This is a genomic window from Microbacterium dauci (assembly GCF_030065535.1).
Taxonomy (GTDB): domain Bacteria; phylum Actinomycetota; class Actinomycetes; order Actinomycetales; family Microbacteriaceae; genus Microbacterium; species Microbacterium dauci.
The window spans coordinates 314,598-332,310 of record NZ_JASJND010000001.1 but is presented as its reverse complement, the minus strand read 5'-3'; the positions used below and the strand labels follow the sequence as shown (position 1 = coordinate 332,310).

General features: G+C 70.6%; 17 protein-coding genes, 1 tRNA gene and 1 pseudogene. 7 read left to right on the top strand and 12 right to left on the bottom strand.

Going from position 1 to position 17,713, the window contains the following annotated elements; translation table 11 throughout:
* Window position 1: 1 nt before the first annotated feature.
* Window positions 2-613 (bottom strand): annotated as a pseudogene (locus QNI14_RS01550) (aldo/keto reductase); the annotation flags it as partial.
* An 11-nt stretch (window positions 614-624) separates the two neighbouring features.
* Here QNI14_RS01550 and QNI14_RS01545 point away from each other — a divergent pair.
* Window positions 625-828, top strand: a complete 204-nt coding sequence (locus QNI14_RS01545; RefSeq protein WP_283714424.1) for a TetR family transcriptional regulator C-terminal domain-containing protein — start codon at window positions 625-627, stop codon at window positions 826-828.
* Here QNI14_RS01545 and QNI14_RS01540 read toward each other — a convergent pair.
* Together QNI14_RS01540 and QNI14_RS01535 are read right to left on the bottom strand one after the other, a co-directional pair.
* The gene (locus tag QNI14_RS01540) at window positions 825-1,643 is read right to left on the bottom strand and encodes an SDR family NAD(P)-dependent oxidoreductase (protein WP_283714423.1); all 819 of its coding nucleotides are present in this window, start codon (window positions 1,641-1,643) and stop codon (window positions 825-827) included. The genes QNI14_RS01545 and QNI14_RS01540 overlap by 4 nt on opposite strands.
* On the bottom strand, window positions 1,640-2,590 hold the full coding sequence (locus QNI14_RS01535) for an alpha/beta fold hydrolase (RefSeq protein WP_283714422.1): 951 nt from the start codon (window positions 2,588-2,590) through the stop codon (window positions 1,640-1,642). Before QNI14_RS01535 ends, QNI14_RS01540 begins: the two co-directional genes overlap by 4 nt.
* 131 nt (window positions 2,591-2,721) lie before the next feature.
* On the opposite strand from QNI14_RS01535, the gene QNI14_RS01530 reads away from it, so the two are divergent.
* Window positions 2,722-3,708: an aldo/keto reductase gene (locus QNI14_RS01530; protein ID WP_283714421.1), complete on the top strand. Its 987-nt coding sequence runs from the start codon at window positions 2,722-2,724 to the stop codon at window positions 3,706-3,708.
* Window positions 3,709-3,717: 9 nt separating this feature from the next.
* On the opposite strand, the gene QNI14_RS01525 is transcribed toward QNI14_RS01530, so the two are convergent.
* From QNI14_RS01525 to QNI14_RS01515, 3 genes are all read right to left on the bottom strand, one after another.
* A complete protein-coding gene (locus tag QNI14_RS01525) occupies window positions 3,718-5,046 on the bottom strand; it encodes an HNH endonuclease (protein WP_283714420.1) in 1,329 nt (442 codons plus the stop codon).
* 78 nt (window positions 5,047-5,124) lie between these two features.
* Complete coding sequence (locus tag QNI14_RS01520; RefSeq protein ID WP_283714419.1) at window positions 5,125-5,538, bottom strand: hypothetical protein; 414 nt, start codon at window positions 5,536-5,538, stop codon at window positions 5,125-5,127.
* A gap of 79 nt (window positions 5,539-5,617) precedes the next feature.
* Complete coding sequence (locus QNI14_RS01515; protein ID WP_283714418.1) at window positions 5,618-6,409, bottom strand: MOSC domain-containing protein; 792 nt, start codon at window positions 6,407-6,409, stop codon at window positions 5,618-5,620.
* Between the two features lie 94 nt (window positions 6,410-6,503).
* Between QNI14_RS01515 and QNI14_RS01510 the strand changes: the two genes are divergently transcribed.
* Window positions 6,504-6,577, top strand: a tRNA-Arg gene (locus QNI14_RS01510).
* Window positions 6,578-6,606: 29 nt separating this feature from the next.
* The gene (locus tag QNI14_RS01505) at window positions 6,607-7,413 is read left to right on the top strand and encodes an endo alpha-1,4 polygalactosaminidase (protein ID WP_283714417.1); all 807 of its coding nucleotides are present in this window, start codon (window positions 6,607-6,609) and stop codon (window positions 7,411-7,413) included.
* Between the two features lie 3 nt (window positions 7,414-7,416).
* Here QNI14_RS01505 and QNI14_RS01500 read toward each other — a convergent pair whose 3' ends face one another.
* Window positions 7,417-7,914, bottom strand: coding sequence for a hypothetical protein (locus tag QNI14_RS01500; protein WP_283714416.1), 498 nt, complete (start codon window positions 7,912-7,914; stop codon window positions 7,417-7,419).
* An 88-nt stretch (window positions 7,915-8,002) separates the two neighbouring features.
* On the opposite strand from QNI14_RS01500, the gene QNI14_RS01495 reads away from it, so the two are divergent.
* Together QNI14_RS01495 and QNI14_RS01490 are read left to right on the top strand one after the other, a co-directional pair.
* Window positions 8,003-8,581, top strand: coding sequence for a TetR/AcrR family transcriptional regulator (locus QNI14_RS01495; protein ID WP_283714415.1), 579 nt, complete (start codon window positions 8,003-8,005; stop codon window positions 8,579-8,581).
* Window positions 8,578-9,717, top strand: coding sequence for an SGNH/GDSL hydrolase family protein (locus tag QNI14_RS01490; protein WP_283714414.1), 1,140 nt, complete (start codon window positions 8,578-8,580; stop codon window positions 9,715-9,717). Before QNI14_RS01495 ends, QNI14_RS01490 begins: the two co-directional genes overlap by 4 nt.
* Here QNI14_RS01490 and QNI14_RS01485 read toward each other — a convergent pair.
* A complete protein-coding gene (locus tag QNI14_RS01485; RefSeq protein ID WP_283714413.1) occupies window positions 9,702-10,586 on the bottom strand; it encodes a TolB family protein in 885 nt (294 codons plus the stop codon). The two genes, QNI14_RS01490 and QNI14_RS01485, sit on opposite strands and share 16 nt — an antisense overlap.
* 139 nt (window positions 10,587-10,725) lie before the next feature.
* Here QNI14_RS01485 and QNI14_RS01480 point away from each other — a divergent pair, with 139 nt between their 5' ends.
* Window positions 10,726-11,007, top strand: coding sequence for a HesB/IscA family protein (locus QNI14_RS01480; RefSeq protein ID WP_283714412.1), 282 nt, complete (start codon window positions 10,726-10,728; stop codon window positions 11,005-11,007).
* Between the two features lie 62 nt (window positions 11,008-11,069).
* Here QNI14_RS01480 and QNI14_RS01475 read toward each other — a convergent pair whose 3' ends face one another.
* Genes QNI14_RS01475 through QNI14_RS01460 form a run of 4 tightly spaced genes read right to left on the bottom strand, consistent with a single transcriptional unit; the run spans window position 11,070 to window position 17,602 of the window.
* On the bottom strand, window positions 11,070-11,873 hold the full coding sequence (locus QNI14_RS01475; protein WP_283714411.1) for an alpha/beta fold hydrolase: 804 nt from the start codon (window positions 11,871-11,873) through the stop codon (window positions 11,070-11,072).
* Between the two features lie 28 nt (window positions 11,874-11,901).
* Window positions 11,902-15,363, bottom strand: a complete 3,462-nt coding sequence (locus QNI14_RS01470; protein WP_283714410.1) for an error-prone DNA polymerase — start codon at window positions 15,361-15,363, stop codon at window positions 11,902-11,904.
* Window positions 15,363-16,964: a DNA polymerase Y family protein gene (locus tag QNI14_RS01465; RefSeq protein WP_283714409.1), complete on the bottom strand. Its 1,602-nt coding sequence runs from the start codon at window positions 16,962-16,964 to the stop codon at window positions 15,363-15,365. The genes QNI14_RS01470 and QNI14_RS01465 overlap by 1 nt, the downstream gene beginning before the upstream one ends.
* Window positions 16,964-17,602, bottom strand: a complete 639-nt coding sequence (locus tag QNI14_RS01460; RefSeq protein ID WP_283714856.1) for a hypothetical protein — start codon at window positions 17,600-17,602, stop codon at window positions 16,964-16,966. Before QNI14_RS01460 ends, QNI14_RS01465 begins: the two co-directional genes overlap by 1 nt.
* Between the last annotated feature and the right edge of the window lie 111 nt (window positions 17,603-17,713).

The window sequence follows — 17,713 nt, the reverse complement described above, 5'->3', positions numbered from 1 at the left end:
ATCAGGGGACGCGGTAGCCGGCGGCGCGGAACAGATCGTACCACTCGGCACGTGTGAGGTGCAGGTCGGAGCCCTGTGCGGCGGCGCGCACCCGGTCGGGGTTCGTCGTGCCCAGCACGACCTGCATGCCGGCCGGATGCCGCGTGATCCATGCGGTGGCGATCGCGATCGTCGGCACGTCGTACGCGGCGGCGAGGCGGTCGATCACGGCGTTGAGCTCCGGGTACTCCGGCGAACCGAGGAAAACCCCGTTGAAGAAGCCGGCTTGGAACGGCGACCATGCCTGGAGGGTGATCTTCTCGACTCGCGAGTAGTCGATGACGCCACCGGCATCCAACGTCTGCGCCTGCGTCTCACCCGCCATGTTCATCGCGACGCCCTGCGCGACGGTGGGCGCATGGGTGATCGAGAGCTGGATCTGGTTGGCGACGATGGGCTGTCGGACCGCGGTGCGGAGCACGTCGATCTGACGCGGCGTGTGGTTGGAGACGCCGAACGCGCGGACCTTGCCCGCCGCCTCGAGCTCGTCGAACGCGGCCGCGACCTCGTCGGGCTCCACGAGCGCGTCGGGTCGGTGCAGGAGGAGGACGTCGATGTAGTCGGTGCTCCGAGCGCTACGCGCGGGTGCGGGCCGAGTTCACCACCGCGTTCGCCGCGATGGCTGCCGCCGGACTCCTGCGGCCGGGCGTCGACGCCGAGTTCGCGGCGGTCACCACCCTCGCGGTGTGGGACGGCGCGCAGCTGCAGTGGATGCACGACCACGACGCGATCGATGTGACGGAGACCCTCCGGCGTCAGCTCCGGCTCCTGACCACCGTCGACGTCTAGATGCCGACGAGGTCGGCGCTGCGCCGCCAGAGCTCCGCTGCGACCTCCTCGTCGGTCGCGAGTCGGTGCGACCGCGTCAACAGGTCGCGCTCGTAATACCCGCCCGGCAACCAATCGACACCGGGACTCCCGTCGGCGAGGAACACGAGTCGCGCGCCGCCCTCGTCGGTGGTCGAAAGCAGTCGGCGCGCGAGCGGATTGTGGTACAGGAACCGAAACGGACCGGGAACGTCGGCGGCGAACCGCGTTGCGACGACGCCCGGGTGGAAGGCGACCGCGGCGACGCCGTCGCTCCCCCACCTGTGCTGCAGCTCTCGGGTGAAGAGGATATTGGCGAGCTTCGCGTTGCCGTAGGCACGCTGCCCGGAATACCGCCGTTCACCCTGCAGGTCGTCGAGGTCGAACCGTGAGAACAGGCGCGCTGCCGCGCTGGAGGTCTGCACGACGGATGCCGCACTCTCGACGAGTCGCTCGCGGAGCAGGTTCGTCAGCAGGAACGGCGCGAGGTGGTTCACTTGCAACGTCTGCTCGTTCCCGTCGACCGTGAGCCGGCGCGGACCGAAGATCCCGCCGGCATTGTTCGCGAGCACGTCGATCCGTGGGTAGGCGGTCAGCAGCTCGTCAGCCAGCCTGCGGACCTGCGTGAAGTCGGCGAAGTCGGCGACGTGGTGCGGCATCCGCAGCTCGGCGGCGAGCGCCGCAGTCTTCTCAGCAGACCGACCGACGAGGACGACGCGGTGTCCGCGTTCGACGAGACGACGGGATGCCGCGGCGCCGATGCCATCGCTTGCACCGGTGATCACGATCGTCTTCATACGGGCAGCCCTTCGATGAGGATGCGGAGTTCGTGCAGCACGAGCTCGGGGCGTTCGACGGCGGCGAAGTGTCCGGCGTCCGGAAGGGTCGTGTGCGTGAAGTCGGGGATCAGCTCGGCGAGGGCGGCGGCGTCGCTGTCCGCGACGAACACGTCGCGCTCGCCCGAGACGGCTCTGACCGGACAGCCGATTCGGCGCCAACGCTCGAGGTCGTACGACGCCGCGGCATCCGCTCCACCGGCGAACGACGCGGGCCGGATCTCGCCGGCGAGCGCGTCGACGACGGAGCGGTGCACTCTGGCGGGGTGCGCGAACAGGGGCGCACTCAGCGGTCGGAGGAATCCTCCCCTCCCGAGGGCGCGCACGAACGCGGTTCCCGTTGCACCGATCACGGCGAGGCCGCGCATGACGAGCAGCATTCCAGCGAAGCCGGGCAGTCGCAGTCCCCCGCGCACCGGGCGCCGGATTGCGTCGATCACGGCGGGTCCCGAGGCGGAGACGAGCAACGCACCCCTGGTGCGATTCGGTTCGCCGGCCGCGATGTCGAGCGCGAGGAACCCTCCGAGCGAGTGGCCGACGACGATGTGCTGTTCGTAGCCGAGGGCCTGCACGACCTCACCGACGATGGCGCTCATCGTCGGCACGTCGATCGGGTTCCGCGTCGGCGCCGACTCGCCCCATCCGGGCAGGTCGAGTGCGATGACGCCGGTGAGCGGCGTGCCGGCGCGTTCCGCGACGCGAAGGAGCGGGGTCCAGGTCGTCCATGATCCCGCGGCGCCGTGCAGCAGCACCAGCGCGGTGTCGCCCGTGACGGGACTGATCCTCGCGACGACGCGTCCGTACGAGGTGGCCACCACTCGCCGGCGCAGGCCGAGCATGCGTTCGTCTGCGACGAGCGCAGCCCCGCGTCGCCCGTCACGAGGGCGCATCGAGATCGCTGTGGTCACACATGCTGTTCGTCACCGCCGGGAGTTCGGATCGGGCGGCGCGCGTGGGAGGTTGCACCGGTACCGGTCTGACGCACCCTCCCATTGTGGCCCGGCCCGGCCTTACCGTGGCAGCGAGGAAAGGAACCATCATGCACACCAGGACACTCGGGCAGGGACTGCAGGTCTCGGCGATCGGACTCGGCGCGATGGGGATGTCGATGAGCTACGGCCCGAACCCCGGTTCGCGCGACGACATGATCGCCGTACTCCGCGGCGCAGTCGAGCGCGGCATCACGTTCATCGACACGGCGGAGGTGTACGGACCCTACGTCAACGAGGAGCTCGTCGGCGAGGCACTCGCCCCCGTTCGCAGCGACGTCGTCATCGCGACGAAGTTCGGGTGGCGCATCGAGAACGGTGCGATGGCCGGCTTGGATTCGACGCCGGCGCAGATCCGCAGGGTCGCCGACGCGTCGCTCGCCCGGTTGCGGACCGACGTGATCGACCTGTTCTATCAGCACCGCGTCGACCCGGATGTGCCGATCGAGGACGTCGCCGGGACGGTCGGGGAACTGATCGCCGAGGGCAAGGTTCGGCACTTCGGGCTGTCGGAGGCGGGCGCCTCGACGATCCGTCGCGCGCACGCCGTGCAGCCGGTGACCGCGGTGCAGAGCGAGTACTCGCTGTGGACGCGAGACCCCGAGGCTGAGGTGCTCCCGACGTTGGCGGAGCTCGGGATCGGCTTCGTGCCGTTCAGCCCGCTCGGCAAGGGGTTCTTGACGGGCACGGTCGACACGTCGACGGTGTTCAGCGACGGCGACATCCGGAATCGGGTGCCGCGGTTCGAACCGGACAACCTCGCCGCGAACCAGCGCCTGCTAGGCACCGTTCGCGATCTCGCGGCGGCGAAGGATGCCACGCCGGGCCAGATCGCGCTGGCATGGCTGCTCGCGCAGCAGCCATGGATCGCCCCGATCCCGGGGACGCGCCGGATCGAGCGTGTCGAGGAGAACGCCGCGGCCGCAACGGTGGCTCTTTCGGCGGACGAGGTCGCGCTCTTGAACGCACTGACCGAGCAGGTTCCCGTGAGCGGGAATCGCTACAACGACGCCGGAATGGCGATGGTCGGTCGCTGAGAAGGGTCGTCAGAACGGTGCGGATGCCGCGGAGCCAGCGGGCACGGCAGGGGTGAAGGCGACGGCCGGAGTCGGTGCGTCTTCTCTGTAGATCCTGCCGAGGGGTGAGGTCCATACGAGGACACCACCCGACAGTTGTCGGACCCTCCAACAGGTGAACTGCTTCATCGAGTGATGTCGCTGACAGAGATGACAGAGGTTGCAGGTCGCGGTCTTGCCGCCGAGGGCGTGATCTTCGTTGTGATCGATCTCGCAGCGGACCGCGGCTTGGCGGCATCCCGGGAACCGGCAGTGCTGGTCACGTGCCTGGAGATAGCGCCGCATCGCTGACGGCACCCGGTAGGAGTCGACGGCGAGCACCGTCCCGGTCACGGGATGGGTGACGAGCCGTTCCCACATCGCGTTGCCGCCCGCGAGGACGCGGGCCGTCTCAGCGTCGATCGGCGACCGTCCGACGAGGTCGCACGGCTCTTCCGACCCCGCGAACACGGATGCGGGGATCACGACCTGGATCCGCGCCCGAATCTTCCCGAGCGGCCCGGCAGAGGTGTCGCGGGTGTCATCCATCGCGGGCGTTCCGGCGAGGAGGAGATCTGCGAGCAGATCGGCACGGACCTGGTCCATCGTGCGGGCATCAGTGGCGACCACGTCGCCCCGGCTACCGGCGGCATCCGCTCGCTCGGTTCGCGTGTCGATGATCGCGCGACCCTGTCGGGTGAGACGGTCGTGGATGCCTTCCGCGAGCGCGGTTGGCAGGGTCGCGACGAGGTCGGACATGCCGTCGCGGCCGGGAATGAGGCGTACGCATCGACCCGCCGCCGCATCCTGGTGTCGCTCAGTGAACGACCGCGGGTGCATGCGGTACGCGAGGATCTCGAGTTCGGCCCGCACACGGTTCGGCGTCCGCCCCTCGCACCGCTCGAGCGCCGCGAGCTCGAACGAAGGGCGCGTCTCAGCGGGCAGCGCCGTGCCGGCGGCGACGATCGCGTCGACGTGGCCGCGCGTGATCTTGCCCCGTTCCCAGGCCTTCAGCGAGATCGGGAAGTCTTCGACGATCGTGCGGGCGGCGGCGATGCGGCGCTGCATCGTGCGATCGGGGACGCGCAGCGCGCCGCCGAGTTCCGCCGCGATCGAGCGGAGTGCCATGTCGTGGTCGCGCACGTTCGCGGACGACCCCGCGGCCTGCGCCTCGGCGAGGCGGCCGGCATGCGCGAGCAGCCGCAACTGCGCGATCTGGATCGCCGCGAGGTGGCGTTCGAAGCTCGCCGCGTCATGGACGAGGTCGGCGAGCGCGGCGAGATGCACCTCGAGTTCGCGCGGGTCGCCGGTCGTCGTCATACCCTCAATTGTGGTGAGAGCCTCCGACATTGACGGCGCCCGAACGGACGCTTTCAGCCCAGATCAGATGAGACTCTCTCACGAGAGTCCGGAGATCGTCGCGGGTGTCGCGAGCTCACCGGACCCCACCGCAATGAGGAACGACAGCACCGCGAGCACGAGCGTGACGGGCACCATCACGACGCGCTCGGGCACGCTCCGCGAGATCGCGTTCATCACGATGCCGAGCACGAAGTACGCGAACACGACCCACGCGGCAACGGCTGCGACGCCATCTGGGAACACGTCGATCGCGCCTACTCGATCCCAGGCGATCGTCGCAATGAGGGCGTAGATGATCACGGAAACCGCACTGCCGATGCGGAGCCCCGTCGGGAGCACGCGGTGTTGCCCGCCCCACGCGAAGCGTCCGAGCGGCGCACCGAGCGCCAGGGCGATCTGGAAAACGGCGAGGAGGGCGAGGATCACGGTGAGCGCGAGAGCGAAGGGCACGGGGCTCAGGCTAGCTGCCACACGGATGCGAATCGTCGCTCGGTCCACCGCTGCAACCCCGGCCCGAGGTCGCACCGGCTCACGTCTCGATGACGACCTCGTCGCCCACACGCACGACTCCCCCGCCATGTGACGGCAGCAGGAGAATGCCGAGCGTCGGCTCGTCCTGATCGAACTCGGTCGTCAGCACCCGCAGCAGCCGCGCGTCGCGCCGGCCGGTGTCGGGGTTCGCGGTGATGGCGGCGCACCGACCGATCGGGCGCTGCACATCGAAGGCGACCTCGCCGATGCGAACACGGCCCGACCAGCCGAGCTCTTCCCAGGGTGTCGTGCCGGAGACGACGATGTTCGAACGAAAGCGCCGGTCGTCGACGGGGGCAGAGACGGCGGCATCCACTGCCTCGACCGAGGCCGCGCCGTGCAGGGAGACGTACCCGCGGGCACGGTCCTGGAATCGCGACGTGCGCCCGTCGCCGATGAGGCGCAGCGGCAGCACACCCGGGCGCTGCAGCAGCTTCACATCGGCGGTCCGCTCGATGAACGCTGTGATCGCCGCCTCGAGCTGCGCCCGGCCCGCGTCGTCCAGTTCTGCTTCGGCCAACGTCCGCCCGCCTTCGCGCAGCCGTACGACGCCGGCGTCGAAGATGACATCGACCTGGGCGATCGAGGGGAAGTCCATGAGCGCGAGGCCTCGACTCTTCGGCCACGAGTCGAGACCCGAGGCATCCTCCGGCTCCGTCGCATCAGCGAACCGGAATGCCAGCACGCGGTCGCCGGCGACCCGACCGTCGTCTTGCACGACGAGCTCGGAGCGAGGCTCGGGCGTGAAGCCCTTGATCGGATACCGGAACAGTGCAGAGACGTGGGCCACCTCCCCACTGTGCCCTGCCGTTCGGCTTCGACGGTGCACGCGCACCGAGTTGCGCGCAGATCCCCGGCGCCGATGCGGCATATCCTGGAGGCACGCCCCCGTAGCTCAGCAGGATAGAGCGGCCCTCTCCTAAAGGGCAGGTCGCAGGTTCGAATCCTGTCGGGGGCACCCTCGCCACCGGCCGTTCGGACCCCCACATGTCCCGTCGCACCGTTGCGGCGCTGGCCGCCGTCGCACTCCTGCTCACCGGCTGTGCCGCCCAGCCGCCGCACGATCCACCGGGCGGGATCCCGCTCCCGCCCGTCGGCGGCGACCTCGATTACCAGCTCGGCGGCGCGTACAACCCACCCGAGGGCGTCGAAATCGTCGGACGCGACCGCGCCGCGGCATCCGTCGACGACGTCTATTCGGTCTGCTACGTGAACGGCTTCCAGACGCAACCCGGCGAGCTCGACGCGTGGCCCGAGGAACTGCTCCTCCACGATGCCGACGGCGAGATCGTGTTCGACCCGGACTGGCCCGACGAGGCGATTCTCGACACTCGGCAGGTCGACGAGATCGCCGCGATCGTCGGCCCGTGGATCCGCGACTGCGCCTCCGACGGGTTCGACGCCGTCGAGTTCGACAACCTCGACACGTACACGCGCACCGACGGCGCGCTCAGCCGAGACGACGCCGTCGCACTCGCCACTCGCTTCGTCGAGACCGCGCACGACGTCGGGCTCGCCGCCGGGCAGAAGAACGCTGCAGAGGATGCCGCGACGCTGCACGCCCGCGCCGGATTCGACTTCGCCGTCGTCGAGGAGTGCGCGGCGTACCAGGAATGCGGCGCCTACACCGAGGTGTACGGCGACCACGTGCTCGCGATCGAGTACCCGGACAACGCGCCGCGGAGCCTCGAGGAGGTCTGCGCCGACCCCGAGACACCGGCATCCGTCGTCTTCCGAGACCGCGACCTCGTCACGCCAGACGACCCCGCCTACCTCTTCGAGCGCTGCGACTGAGGCTCAGAACTCTTCATTGGTGGAGCGCTGGCGCTCGATGTAGGCGTCGTCCACCTCGTCGGCGCTGACATTGGCGACCGACTGCCAGACGGGGGCATCAACGGTTCCGCCGAGAACGCACAGCTGGACGAGTGGTCCGAACTCGTTCTCCGCGGGGACGGTGACGAACCAGTGCGGCTCGACGTATCGCTCGTAGGCGGTCGGGTCACCGATCTGGGTGATGCCTTCTTCGATGGGCTCGTCGCGGTGCTTCGCGACGCACAGCGCGCCCGCCTGCCCCGCAGTCATCTCGGTGTCGACCGGCGGCTCCGCCGTCGGCGATGGCGATGGCGCCGACGACTCCGATGCCGTCGGCGACGGTGACGGTGACGCCGAGGGCGACGGCACGGCGGACTCGGACGGCGTGACCGTCGGGGTCGACCCCGGCTCTGGCGCGCATGCCGCGAGTAGGAGCACCGACGCCACAGCGACCGCCGCAGCGGTCGAGCGAATACGGTTCATGAGCCCTCCGATCGATCTCGGTTTCAGCATCTCACCCAGATCGCACGGCGACGCGCATTGACAAACCTAAAGGGTGTAGGTTTGCAGGATGCCACGCGCCAACCTCTCCCCCGACACGGTGATCCACGCCGCGCGCGACCTCGTCGACGCCGGCGGCGCCGACGCACTCTCGATGTCTGCGCTCGCTCGCCGACTCGGCGTGCGGACCGCGAGTCTCTACGGCCACGTCCGCGACCTCGGCGCACTCCGCGGCGCTGTGCAGGCACTCATCCTCGACGAGCTTGCCGACGCCGTCGACACCGCGATCGACGCGAGGACCGGCCCGGCGGCACTCGAGGCCCTCGCCGACGCGCAGCGCGAGTACGCGTTCGCCCGGCCCGCGCGCTGGTCGCTCATCCAGCAACCCGTCAGCCCGGACGAGCGCACCACTGCGGCGGCATCCCGCATGGCGAGCCACCTGCTCGACGTCGTCGATGCGTACGGCATCTCGGCCGGCCAGCGTGTCCACGCCGTCCGGTTCGTCAGCGGCGCGCTCGCAGGTTCCCTCGCACTGGAAGCGGCCGACGCCTTCGCACACCGCAACGAGTCGACAGACGCCTCGTGGCGACACACCATCGCGGCCCTCGACCGCGCACTCGACACGTGGCCCTCGGAGCTCCCCGCATGATCACGATCCCCATCGACACGACCCTCGTCCGCGGCCTCGCCGAACTCGAACCGACCGCTCGTGGGGTCCGGATGCACCGGCTCCCCGCCTGGGTGCGCACACAGTTCCCAGACCCGCAGCTGCTCGGGGCGCAGTCGCAGCCCGCCGGCGTGCGCATCGCACTGCAGACAGCGGCCACCGTCATCGAACTCGACCTGCACGCGACGCGATCGACGCTACTCAGCGTGGGACGCCCCCGAGGCCGCGTCGACGTGCTCGTCGACGGCGAGTTGTTCGCGCACATCGACCTCGTCGGCGGCGACACGATCGACACCGACCCGCGCACCGGCGAGCGCACGCTCGTTGCGGGTCCCGCGCAGACGGTGCACGTCAGCGGACTCCCGCCGCGCGACAAGGTCGTGGAACTGTGGTTGCCGCACAACGAGGCGATCGAGCTCACCGCCCTCCGCGCCGACGCACCGGTCTCGCCCGACGAGGCCGAGCGGCCGCGCTGGGTGCACCATGGCAGCTCCATCAGCCACGGCTCGAACGCGACCGACCCGAGCGCGACGTGGCCGGTCATCGCGGCCCGCCGCGCGGGACTCGACCTTCGCAACCTCGGGTTCGGAGGCAGCGCGCAGGTCGACCCGTTCATGGCCCGCGTCATCCGCGACACCCCGGCCGACGTCATCAGCGTGAAGCTCGGCATCAACGTGGTGAACGCCGACGCGATGCGGCTCCGCGCGTTCGTCCCCGCCGTGCACGGCTTCCTCGACACGATCCGCGACGGCCACCCCGAGACCCCGCTCCACCTGGTCACCCCGATCTGGTGCGGCATCCACGAACGAACGCCCGGCCCCGGCAGCATCGACCCCGCGTCGTTCGCCGAGGGGCGCCTGCGCTTCGTCGCCACCGGCACCGAGGGCGACACCGTGATGGGCCGACTCACCCTCGAGGTCATCCGCGACGCCCTCGCCGAGGTCGCCGCGCTACGCGATGACCCGAACCTGCACCTCGTCGACGGGCTCGGCCTCTACGGCGAAGCCGATGCCGAGCGGATGCCGCTCCCCGACGCGCTCCACCCGGGTCCGGACGCGCACGCCCTCATCGGCGAGCGCTTCGCGGCGAGGGTCTTCGGGGTTCAGCCGAACGGGTAGTCCACGTACGCGAAGCGGGCGCCTTCGGGCGACCAGCTGTGCACGTTGATCGTGCCCTGCCCGCCGGGGAGCGTCGCGACCGTCTGCGGATGCGCCCAGTCGTCGCCCCGAACGACGCGCAGCTCGACGGTGAGGTCGGCCGGGTGCCCCTGCGTCCCCGGCGGATAGCTGAGATACACGGTCGCCTCTCCGCCGGGGGCAAGGTGCGGGAACCAGTTCACCCGTTCGTCGAACGTCAGTTGCTCGAGCTCGCTGCCGTCCTCGCGCATCCGTGCGATCTGCGCGTGCCCTGGCGAGAACACCTCGGTGTTCAGGTAAACCCACTCGCCGTCCGGCGACCACTCGCTGCCGTCGGCGACCTGTCCGGGCGTGATCGCGCGGTCGTCACTGCCGTCGATGTTCGCCACACGGATGCCACCCTGCACCGCGCGACCGTCGGCGAGCTCGAGCGCGGTGTACGCGATGCGACCCGCGTCCGGGCGCACACCGTGGAGGAAGTGCCAGTGCGGGTCGTCGGGGTCGGTGATCCGCACGGCCGTGCCGCCCGCACGCGGAGCGCGGTAGATCTGGCCGTCGTTCGCCGAGAGCAGGATGTCGTCGGTGCCGGGCACGAGCACGTGGTCGTTGTTGAGCGTCGGGACGCCGGGCAGCTCCACCTGGATGAGGGTCGCGTCCGCGGCATCCGGATCGAGCGACCACAGCAGTCCGCCACCGTTGAGGAGAAGTCCCTCGGCCGCCCAGTTCGGCGCCTCGAGCAGCACGTTGGCGTGCTCGAAGACGATGCGGTCATCGCCGGTGGCGAGGTCGTACACGTGGACGCGGCAACGCTGGCCGTCCGAGAATCCACGCGCGGGAGGGATGCGCGTCATTCGATCACGCTATCGGCCCGGGCTCGGTGCCGGTGAACCTCCGTAAACCGTGTGAGAGCGGCGACACGGCGTGTCTGCGGTTGCACCGGGCGCCGATTCTCGGCATCGTGGCCGGTCCATCCACGGAAGGAGAGCACCCATGCTCACACTCACCGAGAACGCCACCAGCGCAGTCAAGAACCTCGCGTCGCAGATCCCGACCGACACCGGCGGGCTCCGCATCAGCGAAGCGACCGCACCCGACAGCGGCTACGCGCTGTCCCTCGCCCCCGCTCCCGAGCAGGGCGACACCGTCGTCGAGAACGACGGCGCACGCGTCTTCGTCGACGAGGCGACCACCATCGCACTCGACGACCGCGTCCTCGACGCCCGCGTCGCAGAGGACGGTTCCGTCGGCTTCGCGCTCGCGCAGCAGGTCTGACGCCACAGCTTTCGAGAGCCCCGGCCCATCGCGGGTCGGGGCTCTCGCGCGTCCGGCAACGGTCAACCGCGCGACCACCCGCCAAGCGTGTCGAGCAGACGAACCGACGTCGCCTCCGGGGCATCCCACGTGACGATGTGCCCTGCGCCCGGAACAACCTGTTCGGCGATGCCTTCGCGTGCTGCCCAGCGCGGCATCGCCGACGCGATGTTGCCGGTACGATCCTGTGCGCCACGGATCAGCGCGAGAGGCACGGGCGATCGATCGAGCGAGTCGCCCGGCTCGACGAGCGACGTCGTGGCGCGCCACACATCGAGGAACCTCCGCTTCGGCATCCGCTCGAAGAGCGCTTGCGTGCGAGCGATGGCGTCGGGGGTGACCGCGGATGCTCGAGCCATGAGTCCTGGGAGCGTCCGGGCCGGGATCAGCGCTAGGGCCGGCGCAGCGATCCGCAGGGCCACGCGCTCGATGGCAGAGAGCGGACCGCGATTCGGCGTCGCGTCCATCACGACCAGGCCGACCGCCCGTTCGGGATATCGGTGCGCGATCGCCTGGATCAGGTTGCCTCCGAGAGAGTGCCCGACCAGGACTGCACGGGCGACACCGCACGTGTCGAGGAGCGCGAGAAGGTCCTCGATCGCGTCTGCGGCGGTGAACCGCACGTCGCCGGCGATCGACGACGCGCCGTGGCCGCGAAGGTCCGGGGCGATGACGCGGTACCCCTCCTGCGTGAGATCGTCGATCTGCCGGTCGAACATCGTGGCATCCATGCCTGCCCCATGCACGAGCAGCACGACCGCACCGGTGTCGCCTCCGGTGTCGATGTACGAGATCCCCGCAGTGGGTCGTTCGAGCCGTCGATCCATCGCACCCATCCTCCGATACGGGTTCGGTCTACTGGAAGTCGCGGGAGCGATGCCGCACGCCGACCCGCAGGTCGTCGAACGCGTCGGCGAGCAGGTTCGTCACACCTTCGGGCGAGCGTTCCAGGATGCCGCGGGCGATGAGCGCCGGACTGTCCCGCAGGATGCGGCGGTAGCGGTTCCAGACCCCGACCGAACAGATCACGTTCATGACGCCGTGCTCGTCCTCGAGGTTCAGGAACGTCACCCCCGACGCGGTCGCCGGCCGTTGTCGATGGGTGACGAGGCCCGCGACCTCGATCCGGCGCCCCACCTCGTGGGTGCGGATGCCCCTCGAAGTGAGCACACCGCGGGCGTCGAGCTGCGAGCGATAGTGCGTGAGCGGGTGGTCGTCGGTCGAGACGCCCGTCGCCCACAGGTCGGCGGCGAGCACGTCGTAGCTCGTCTGGTCGGGGAACAGCGGCGGCTGCACCGACACGAGCGACCCCTCGAGGAACTCGAGCCGGTCCTGCGCGGCGTCCCCCGCCAGCCAGATCCCCTCGCGGCGGCTGATCCCGAGGCTCTCGAACGCGCCCGCGGTCGAGAGCGCCTCGAGGTGCTGCGTCGTCGCACCCGTCCGTCGAACCAGGTCGCGGAGGTCCCGGAACGGACCGGATGCCGCGCGTTCCGCGACGATCTTCGTCGCCATCGCCGTCCCGATGCCGGTCACCGATGCGAGCCCCAACCGCACCGCGAAGTTCCCGTCGCGGCGGTGCGCCTCGGATTCGTCGGGCAGCGACGCGTCGAAGTCGGGGATGGGTGGCTGCACTCGGTGGGTGCAGACGTCGAGCCCGGTGGCCCCGGCGGCGGCATCCCCCACCGGCTCGATCGCGGCATCCACCGCCGAGGCGTGTAGGTCGGGGCGGCGTACCTCGACGCCGTGCCGACGCGCGTCTGCCGTGAGGGTCGCGGGCGAATAGAACCCCATCGGCTGCGCGCGCAGCAGCGCGGCGAGGAACGCGGCCGGGTAGTGCAGTTTCAACCACGACGACGCGTACACGAGCAGCCCGAACGACAGCGAGTGGCTCTCGGCGAACCCGAAGTTCGCGAACGCCTGGATCTTCGCGTAGATGTCGTCGGCGGCATCGCCGACGAGCCCGTTCTCGGCCATGCCGTCGTAGAGCTTCTGCTTCAGCGAGTCGATCCGCTCGATGCCGCGCTTGGACCCCATCGCCCGGCGCAGCAGGTCGGCGTCCTCGCCGGTGAGCCCGCCGACCGCCATGCCCATCTGCATGAGCTGCTCCTGGAACACCGGGATGCCGAGCGTCCGCTCGAGCACCGGCTGCAACTTCGGGTGCGCATACGTGACCGGATCCTGGCCGAGCTTGCGCCGCACGAACGGATGCACGGCGCCACCCTGGATGGGACCGGGACGGATCAGCGCGATCTCGACGACCAGGTCGTAGAACTTCCGCGGCTGCAGGCGGGGCAACAGTCCCATCTGCGCACGTGACTCGACCTGGAACACCCCGATCGAATCGGCCCGGCACAGCATGTCGTAGACCGCCGCCTCCTCCTTCGGCATGGCGTCGAGCGACCACCGCTCCCCCGTGGCCGCCTCGATCATGTCGAAGCAGTACTGGAGGGCTGCGAGCATGCCGAGCCCGAGCAAGTCGAACTTCACGAGCCCCATCCACGCGGCGTCGTCCTTGTCCCACTGGATGACGGTGCGGTTCTCCATGCGTGCGTGTTCGATCGGCACCACCTCGCCGACGGGGCGGTCGGTGAGCACCATCCCGCCCGAGTGGATGCCGAGGTGTCGGGGCGCTTTCAACAGTTCGGAGGCATACGCGACAACCCGCTCCGGGATGTCGTGGCCCCCTGGCGTGTCCACAACCCCTCCCCTCCCCACGCCTTCTCCACGCATCGCTGTCGCGCTGCGCGGAGCCTCCGGGCGCGTGGGCCCACGCTCGACCTGCTTGGACCAGGCGTCCTGCTGTCCCGGTGAATGGCCGAGCGCCCGCGCCATGTCGCGGACGGCGTTCTTCGGCCGGTACTGGATGACGTTCGCGACCTGCGCGGCCCGATCGCGCCCGTAGGTCTCGTAGACCCACTGAATGATCTCCTCACGCCGGTCGGAGTCGAAGTCGACGTCGATGTCGGGCTCCTCGTCGCGCAGCGCCGACAGAAAGCGCTCGAACGGGAGGTCGTAGAAGATCGAGTCGATCGCAGTGATGTCGAGCAGGTAGCAGACGGCACTGTTCGCCGCCGATCCCCGACCCTGACACAAGATGCCGCGGCGCCTCGCCTCCTGCACGATGCCGTGCACGATCAGGAAGTACCCCGGGAAGTCCTTCTGCTCGATGACCCCGAGCTCGCGTTCGATGCGCGCCCGATTCTCGTCGGTGGCATCCGGGTACTTCCGGGGCACCGCCTCCCACACCAGGTGCCGCAGCCACGTCATCGGCGTGTGTCCCTCGGGCACCTGCATCTTCGGGAGTGCCGGCTTCGCCCGCCGCAGCGGGAACGCCAGCTCGTCGGCGAGCGCCACCGTGCGCGCCACCGCCCCCGGGTATCGCCGGAACCGCCTCGCCATCTCGGCGCCGGAGCGCAGGTGCGCGCTCGCGTGCGACGGCAGCCACCCGTCCAGCTCGTCGAGCCCGCGGTTCGCGCGCACCGCCGCGACGGCCGCCGCGAGGTGCACCTTTTCGGGCACTGCGTAGTGCACGTTGTTCGAGGCGAGCACCGGCAGTCCGCGCGCGGCGGCGAGCGCGGCGAGCGCGTCGTTGTCGCGGGAGTCGGTCGGGGCGCCCTGGTCGATGAGCTCGACCTCGACCCGGTCCCGCCCGAACAACGCCACCAGCCGGTCGATTTCCTCCCCTGCTGCCACGGTGCCGCCGGATGCCAGCGCCTGCCGCACCGCACCCTTGCGGCATCCGGTGAGGACGGTCCAGTGCCCCGCCGCCTGTGCGGCCAGCTCGTCGAGGTCGTAGACCGGCCGCCCCTTCTCGCCGCCGGCGAGCTGTGCGTGCGTGATGGCAGACGCGAGCCGGTGATAGCCCTCTTCACCGCGGGCGAGCACCAGCAGGTGCGATCCGTGCGGGTCGGGCTCGCCGTTCTGCGGCCCCGGCAGCCCGAGCGACAGCTCCGCGCCGAACACGGTCTGCACGCCGAGGTACTCGGCGGCCTCGGCGAAACGGACGATGCCGTAGAACCCGTCGTGGTCGGTGATCGCGAGGGCGTGGAGCCCCAGTCGCTCTGCCTCCTCGGCGAGCTCCTCGGGCGACGAGGCCCCGTCGAGGAACGAGAACGACGAGTGCGCGTGCAGCTCGGCATACGGCACGGCGTCGGTCGGCCGCTCGATCCCCGGAGCCCGGTACTTCCCGCGCTTGTGCGACCACGCCGGGCTGTCGCCGCCGTCCGCCCCCGCGGGAGCGCCCTCCGGTCGGCGCCGGTCGCTGAGCAGCCGCTCCATTTCGGACCACGTCACCGACGGATTGTTGCCCCAGCCCATCAGTCGTACCTCCCCTCGGCGTGCCAAACCCCCTCCTCGCAGACCAGCAGCCACGCAGTCTGCGCCTCGTCGACCACCTGGAACCGGTGCGCACGGCGCGCACGCGCGGCATCCCATCCCCGTTCCATCACCGGCCACGGCCCCGCCCAGGATTCGAGTCGTCGCGGATGCCGCGGTTTGCGTGCACCGGATGCGTCGGGCGCCCCCGGCAGGATGAGCGCCACCGGCTCAGCGGTCAGCTCGCCGCGGGCGTCCACGGCCACCATGTCGGCGTCGGCGTCGAGCACCGCGACCGGGATCGGCTCGGGGAACACCGTCGCGGGCAGCGGGTCGGGCAGACTCCCCGGCCATGGCCGCGACCGTTCCGCGATAACCGCGCGGTCACCCCGACTGCCACCGTCGCCCCACGGCACGAGCACCTGCCGTTCGGCGAGCCACCTGCCGCCGCCCACCTGCGGTTGCACGACGCCGGTGTGCCCGAGCATCGCCTGCACGCGCGAGAGCGCCGAGTGCACGCGCTCCTCGGGGCCAGAGCCGAACAGCCCCTTCACGTGGTGCACGGCGGCGTCGACCCGCTCGGGTTCGATGCGCACCTTCGCGACGGCGCTGCGGAGCCCCCGTTCGGCGAGCTGCCAGCGCACCCGGTCGACGACGGATGCCGCGTCGAACGCGCCGGGATGCAGCCACACCCGCTCGCTGTGGTCGCCACGGTCGCCGGTCAGCGCGACGCGCAGCTCGGTGCACACGAGGTCGACGGCGCCGAGCCCCGCGATGAACTGCTCCGACGCGACGCGGATGCCGAACGCGACCTGGTCGGCGATCTCGAGCGGCGGCTCGAAGCTCACCTCGCGCGCGAGCTCGGGCGGTGGCGTGCGCGGTTGCACCGGCTGCGAGTCGAGTCCCGCCGCCAGCGCGTGCAGCCGGGCGCCGCGCGGCCCCAACCGTTCGACGAGCCGAGACGGCGGAAGCGCAGCGAGCTGCCCCAGCGTGTGGATGCCGAGTCGCGCGAACAGGCTCGCGACCTCCTCGTCACCCATCGCCGTCACCGGCAACGGCGCGAGGAACGCGGCGGCACCGCCTGCGGGCACGATGCGCAGCGGCGCTCCCGCGCCGGTCGCCCGTGCCGCCTGCTCGGCGGTGAACGGCCCGTCACCCACGCCCGCGCGGACGTCGTCGACGCCGAGCTCGGCGAGCGCGCCGGTCAACGCGGTCGCCGCCCCTGCCTCACCGCCGTAGAACCGCGCAGGGCCCCGCACCCGCAGTGCGCACAGCCCGGGTTCGCGCAACTGCACCCCGGGTGCGATCTCTTCGAGCCGGGCGATCAGCGGCGCAAACGTGCGATGGTCGCGCGCGTCGTCGGCGTCGACGACCACGAGGTGCGGGCACCGCGCTTGGGCATCGCGACGCCGCATCCCCACCCGCACACCGTCTGCACGCGCCGCGGCCGAGCAGGCCGCGACCATCCCCTTCGCGAACACGGCGATCGGACGGGCGGGGTCGGCGAGGCCTTCACGACCGAGCGCCACGACGGGCCAGTCCGGCACCCACACCACGAGGCTGCGCACCGGCTCCGCACCGGTGTCGACGAGGGCGGCATCCATCAGCCCACCGCCCGCATGGGCAGATCGACCACCGGCGCGACCGGCGCCTGCGCCGGAACGAGTCCGCCAGTCGGGGCGGGCAGCAGCATCCGCGACGACCGCGGCACCGGGAAGCGCCGACTCGACACCGTGACGGTGAGCTCGCGGCCCTCGAGCAGCCCGTACCCGTCGCCGAGGCCCGACCACCTGGCATCCGTCACGTCGATCATCGCCTCGGTCTGCGGCCACGGCCCCTGCACGAGCAGCACCACGCCGCGCTCGCGCATGCGGGCGGCGAGCCGCGAGATGTCGGCGTCCTTCGCCCGCGCCGACGGGCGAACCGCCACCACCGGTAGCACGTCGGCGATCGTCGCGGTGACCGCGAGCCAGCGCGGCCCCGGCTCCGGGATCAGCACGAGATGCGACAGGTCGACGCCCGCCTTCTCGGCCGCCTCGGCACCGAACCCGGGCACGCCCACGACCCCGCACCAGCTGCCGGTCTGCGACGGCTGGGCGAGGAGTGCGAACAGCAGCGAGGTCGATCCACCGATCGAGTACGACGCTCCCGGCCGCAGCCCACCGCCCGGGAGCAGGTCGGCCAGCGCCGGATGCGTCGGCAGCGGCGGCGCATCGAGTTTGCGTCCCTCGATGCGCGCCATCTGCGCGCGCAGCCGCTGCACGTCCTGTGCAGTCGCGGAGGTGCGTGTGATCGATCTCACCTCGACATGGTAGAAGCTTTGTTCGAATGACTCAAGATGTCGAGATCGAAG